This is a genomic window from Vibrio sp. V10_P2A27P122 (assembly GCF_963874335.1).
GTDB lineage: Bacteria > Pseudomonadota > Gammaproteobacteria > Enterobacterales > Vibrionaceae > Vibrio > Vibrio anguillarum.
Genome location: NZ_CAWNHY010000113.1, coordinates 1 through 5,281, shown reverse-complemented (window position 1 = coordinate 5,281; position 5,281 = coordinate 1). Strand labels below are relative to the sequence as shown.

Genomic DNA, 5,281 nt, shown 5'->3' with positions numbered 1-5,281 from the left:
CCATCCCTCATTCCAACAGGATGTATGGTGCATAATATTGCAAAGATAAAAAACAGCAGAAATGATGAAGAAAATGTTAAGAAAGGTGATCGCAGTCCGGTTGAGAATGGTTCAACGGCGCAAAAAATTTGCGAGCAGTTGATGGCCCTGTTCTGTTTTAATTGATTCAGGATGAAACTGCACGGCATCAATTGGCAGTGTTTTATGTTGGTAACCCATGATTTCGTCCATCGAACCATCGGCCTGTTGAGTCCAAGCGGTGAGCTCAAAACAGTCCGCAAGAGAATCGGCTTTGACCACCAGCGAGTGGTAGCGAGTAACGGTTAACGGGTTATTGAGCCCCAGAAAGAGGCCACGGTTGGTGTGTTGGATCGGTGAGGTTTTACCATGCATCACCTTTTTGGCTCGCACCACTTGCCCGCCAAACACTTGCGCAATTGCTTGATGCCCAAGGCAGACTCCTAAGATAGGTAGTTTACCCGCAAAATGTTCAATCGCGGCCAGTGAAATTCCCGCCTCATTCGGCGTGCAAGGCCCAGGGGAAATAACCAGATGCGTTGGGCTGAGCGCTTCAATGCCAGCGATATCGATTTCATCATTACGCACCACCGTCACTTGAACTCCCAGCTCACAGAAGTATTGGTACAAGTTGTAGGTAAACGAATCGTAGTTATCGATGATAAGTAGCATGTGAATTAAAACGCTCTGGGTAAAAGTCAGCGAGAGGCGCTATTGTGCAATACTGGTTTGGAAAGGCAAGAAGTTATCGATTCTGTGCTAAATACACGATTTGCACATTCGTTCATTATGTAACCAGTTCGGTTGTGATCATTATTTTACTTGCTCTCATTTGAAAGTAACACTTCTCATCATATGGTCGAATAAGAGAACGGAAACAACGATAAAATAAATCTATCCCATAGTTAATGATCGATAAAAATAAAGCCAAGTAATCCGCTTACTTGGCTCTTCATGCTTATTTCCTAAAAATGTCGTTTATTTAAGCAGGGCTTTCTTGTAAATGCTCACTACTTGGTTGTTTGTTATGAGGCTGCCAAGGGGAATTTACCGAATAAGGCTGACGCACCGCTAATTCTGTTTCGGATAACACGCCATAACGAAATACGGTGTGGTTATTCACCAGTAATATATCGCCAAGTTGTAAATCAAACACATGCTGTACTTGTGAACGTTCAAGAATAGGAGTTAAAACATTGGCTACTTGATTGATATTGTCAATTTCAGTCGACGACGATATAAGCTTCGCCAATGATGGGCTCCAGCGTAAATTCATTCCCCAATCCCCCGACATAATCACAGGATAAGTAGCCGTATCATCGTACTGCACAATGGTATTTTTCAGCCAACCACTTGCTTGACCATTAAGACACAATGCAGCCAGTGAGGCATCGAGTAAGTTAACCTTCAGCGGAGCAGATGAACAGTAAATCGCCCATTCATCAGGAGTAATGTCAGCATAAGAATAGCGACGCGCTATGCTCGTTGACGGTGTTTTGAGCCCGTACCAACTGGGCTCTGCTAATGTACTACTCCGAACATATTCTTCCGGAAGCAGAGCATGATTTCCGGCAAACCACGAAGACCAAAATGAAGCTTGAGGCAACGGGTTAAAGCCTTTTAAACAGACAGCAGAGAACGCCTTTACTAATTGGCTCACTTGAGCCTGCGGTAGCCCGGTCAGTGAGCATCCATGGTGTGACTCTAACGTCAAGCCAAACTGCTCTGTTTGTAGAGTGGCTTTTACCTCACGCATCAACTGTGCCTCGTTAGCGTCTTCGATATTGAAACGCAGTAAACACCACAACGTTCCTTGATGCATTACAGGAATAATCACGCCTTCACGTTGTTTGTGGTTGGCCTGCGTATCAATAATAAATTCTCCGCGGCAAGCATCAAATAAGACACAAGTATGCCAAGGTGTCTTAAACGATCGCTCATCAAAAAGAAACAGCGAATATTTTTTGCCTTGCATTGGGTGTTCATGAATGCTAAGACGAATAGCGTGGCTCAAATGAGTATTGAGGAAATTATCGAGTGCACGTCCTTGCACCATCATTCCTTTAGCCATAAGGGCTAATCGCTCACGTCGCTTCTTATAACTCAGCGGAGCAAGCGCATATTTCTGATCCTGATGCATGAATTTTTTCAAGCCCAGATAGGTATGGTGCATTGCATTATCATGCTGTTTAAGACGTGCAAAATCACGCTCATATTCCGCATCACCAAAGCGCTGCTTTAATCCATTGAAATATTGATATTCATTTAAATCATCAAACGCAGAGAAGTGCTCAAAGTTTATAATTTTGAGACAATCACTGGCGTTCATATTTCCCACCATATTCCGTAATTCATCAGAATAAGTGTAGTGATGTTCTAAATCGACATTAATATAATCAGAAAATGTATGATAATCAGAAAAAATGTAAAACATCACTCCTGGAGAATAGACAGATTGAATATCACGAATGGCATTAACAAATTTTTGTAAAACTCGATATTCACCCAAGTCAGGCTTATAACCTAATACCTTATCTAGGTTATTCGTTTTACATGGAAAGGCGGGTAGTAATAATGTAATGACTTTGTTTTCAATGACACACTGAGCTATCTGCGTTTTTAACTTCTGATACCCAGTAAAAGTGGCGTCTGTTTGTGCTAATAATTGGTCTAATAAAATAAAAGCAATATTATCCACACATTGCTGCTGTTGATGATCAAGCATAGTGTTTCCTTATTAAAGGCGAAGACCATTGACGGAATGATGCAGAACCCTCGGCCTTCACTCTCGGTTAAAAAGTTTATAGGCCAGCCAACAGTTCAGCCGCGTGCGCAAGCGACGCGAAAGCCGCAATATAACCATCAGGGCGGATCAGTAAAGCCTGCCCCTGGTAGAATGAACTCTCACTCCAATACTGCCCAGGCTTCGCCTGATCGTACAGATGAAGGCAACGCACAAACGGAGGAATTTCTGGTGGTAACTCAGCATCGCCAGTTAACAGAAGCGTAAAGGAGCGGTAATCTAGCCATTGATAAAAGCGGCAACTCTGCTGATCGCTATGCATCTCAAAGTCATACACTCGAGAACCGTTTAAGCCACCATTGCCATACCCAATGCCCATACCTGTAATGTTACCAGCTCGCTGTTCAACGATTTGTACATAGTCCTCCGCATGGGTTCCTCGTTCTGAGTATTTAGTTGCACGCACCAATGCACCAGAGCTTTCAATCACACTGCGAGCCACTGGTTGGCGCTCAGCCTGATAACTGTCCAACAGCGTAGGTGATGCCTGACCACGCAACACCATATTGAGCTTCCAGATCAAATTGAACGCGTCAACAACTCCGGTATTGAGCCCTTGCCCGCCATTGACCGAATGTATATGGCAGGCATCTCCTGCTAGAAAGACCCGTTGCTGGTGGTCATACCGTTCTGCAACAGACTCCTTAACCGAGAAATAAGAAAACCACTCAACCTGCTTAAACGTCAGTGAATGCGGCGACATTGCTCGGTTAATGCGCTCGATAACCTCTTGCTGAGTAAACTCTTCGGTGTCCATACGGATATAAAAACGATCCAAATCACCTTCACGTGGAATCCAGGCAACATCTGACGTCTCAGCCTGAAATACGATGATTTCTGGCACTTTCGGAAAATCTGACTCAATAACACCATCAATCACCGCCCAGATAATTTCTGGTCTCTCGATTTCAAATGGAATCGAAAAATGCTGACGTACAAAAGAGCGCCCACCGTCTGCACCAATCACGTAACGTGAACGAACTCGCTCGCCACTGCTCAGTTCCGTCACGCAGCCTTGCTCATCAACAGTGATATCGACCACAGATAAACCACGGCGCACGGTCGCGTTCTGCGCTTTGACTGCACTATCTAGCGCTTTTTCAATATGTGCTTGCCCCAACATCAGAAAGTGAGGATAGAAGCAGCCTTGCAGCGCTGTCCACCAATGAGACTGGCGTGACAAAAATTGACCATCAGCCCATACCGAACTGGTATTACAGGGTTTGCCTTGCACGTAAAGTGGCTCAAATAAGTCAACGATATCAAGTAACTGCAGAGTTCTAGCATTAAGCGCATCGGCCCGTCCGACCACCAGTGGTCCATTAGATTTATCAATAATTTGTGAGTTCAGACCGCAGCGCTGCGCTAAATAGTGGCACATAAGCCCAACAGGGCCTGCTCCAACGATCATAATATCAGTGTGGTAATCACTCATCGGTAAGACTCCAAACTTGGGTTATCAAACGGTGGATCGCTTAGCACCTGAACTCGACGGATATGACGTGGGGTATGTGATAAAAAGCTTTCTCGACCATGCAGTAAGTTAAAGTTATCCGTAATGACCACATCATCATTTTGCCACTCGTGAGCATAAAAATGACGAGGGTCATACAGTGCGTCACGTAAGCTACGGTGGAACTCAGCTATTTGCTCACTATCAATGCCACTAAAGGTCACATTTGGTGGGTTTAGCAGATCGCCACGTTCAGCGAAATGTGGTTCGGCGTAACGAATGACCTCGTGTGAGAGATAGGGATGTTGAGCAATAATCGGGGAAATGGTGTGACTGCAATAGAACTCCATCTCTCGCTGGTAGTGCCCCGTGACTTTTCGCCACAATGAGCGCTGCTGTTCGGTTGCGTTCTGTAACGCCTTGGTTGTATGAGTGAAGGTCGTCCGGCCGCCTTGTGCTGGCAATGGCGCTTGAACACATTGAAATATCTGATATTCAGGCACTTGAGGACGGAACATGCCATCCCAATGCAGCGGCATATAGCTACTATCAAAAATATGATCCTTTGGCTGATCTTTTTGAATTAAATCTAACACTTTGCCAAATGGCCAAATACTGATCTCTCCCCATTGCTCGCAATATTCCGCAAATTGCTCGGCCTGTTCAAAGGCTTTAAATCCACGTATCAATACCAACTGATGCTCAATAAATAGTTTACGCAGTAGTGCTATTGGTACTTCGCTAATGGGAATTTTTAATCCATTTGCTTCTATTTTTACTCCAAAAGGATGGAGCTTCGTGACCTGATAATTCATCACCCGTTCCTTTAAATTAATTTTTAATAAAACGTTAGAAATAAAACAACATTGCATCCATCATTTTCGAAAATTCGGTTGGATAATATTAAAAATATTTACACAATATTGATATTTATAAGATTGACATTGCTAATTTAATTATTAATCCCAGTTTATTTAGGAATAGATATCTCAATAGTGCCATCATTC

General features: G+C 43.8%; 4 protein-coding genes. All 4 read right to left on the bottom strand.

Annotation, left to right across the window (positions count from 1 at the left end; genetic code table 11):
* Nucleotides 1–111: 111 nt before the first annotated feature.
* A complete protein-coding gene (locus AACQ17_RS06165) occupies nucleotides 112–690 on the bottom strand; it encodes an aminodeoxychorismate/anthranilate synthase component II (protein WP_010318736.1) in 579 nt (192 codons plus the stop codon).
* A gap of 310 nt (nucleotides 691–1,000) precedes the next feature.
* The gene (locus tag AACQ17_RS06160; RefSeq protein WP_094147375.1) at nucleotides 1,001–2,743 is read right to left on the bottom strand and encodes an L-tyrosine/L-tryptophan isonitrile synthase family protein; all 1,743 of its coding nucleotides are present in this window, start codon (nucleotides 2,741–2,743) and stop codon (nucleotides 1,001–1,003) included.
* A 76-nt stretch (nucleotides 2,744–2,819) separates the two neighbouring features.
* The gene (locus AACQ17_RS06155) at nucleotides 2,820–4,256 is read right to left on the bottom strand and encodes an FAD-binding protein (protein ID WP_094147376.1); all 1,437 of its coding nucleotides are present in this window, start codon (nucleotides 4,254–4,256) and stop codon (nucleotides 2,820–2,822) included.
* Entirely contained in the window at nucleotides 4,253–5,089 is an 837-nt protein-coding gene (locus AACQ17_RS06150) for a TauD/TfdA dioxygenase family protein (protein ID WP_064625957.1), read from the bottom strand. Before AACQ17_RS06150 ends, AACQ17_RS06155 begins: the two co-directional genes overlap by 4 nt.
* Nucleotides 5,090–5,281: the final 192 nt, after the last annotated feature.

Bases quoted from the DNA above. Each gene is read 5' to 3' on its own strand.
- AACQ17_RS06155 (WP_094147376.1), bottom strand. From the start codon at position 4,256: ATGAGTGATTACCACACTGATATTATGATCGTTGGAGCAGGCCCTGTT.
- AACQ17_RS06150 (WP_064625957.1), bottom strand. From the start codon at position 5,089: ATGAATTATCAGGTCACGAAGCTCCATCCTTTTGGAGTAAAAATAGAA.
- AACQ17_RS06160 (WP_094147375.1), bottom strand. From the start codon at position 2,743: ATGCTTGATCATCAACAGCAGCAATGTGTGGATAATATTGCTTTTATT.
- AACQ17_RS06165 (WP_010318736.1), bottom strand. From the start codon at position 690: ATGCTACTTATCATCGATAACTACGATTCGTTTACCTACAACTTGTAC.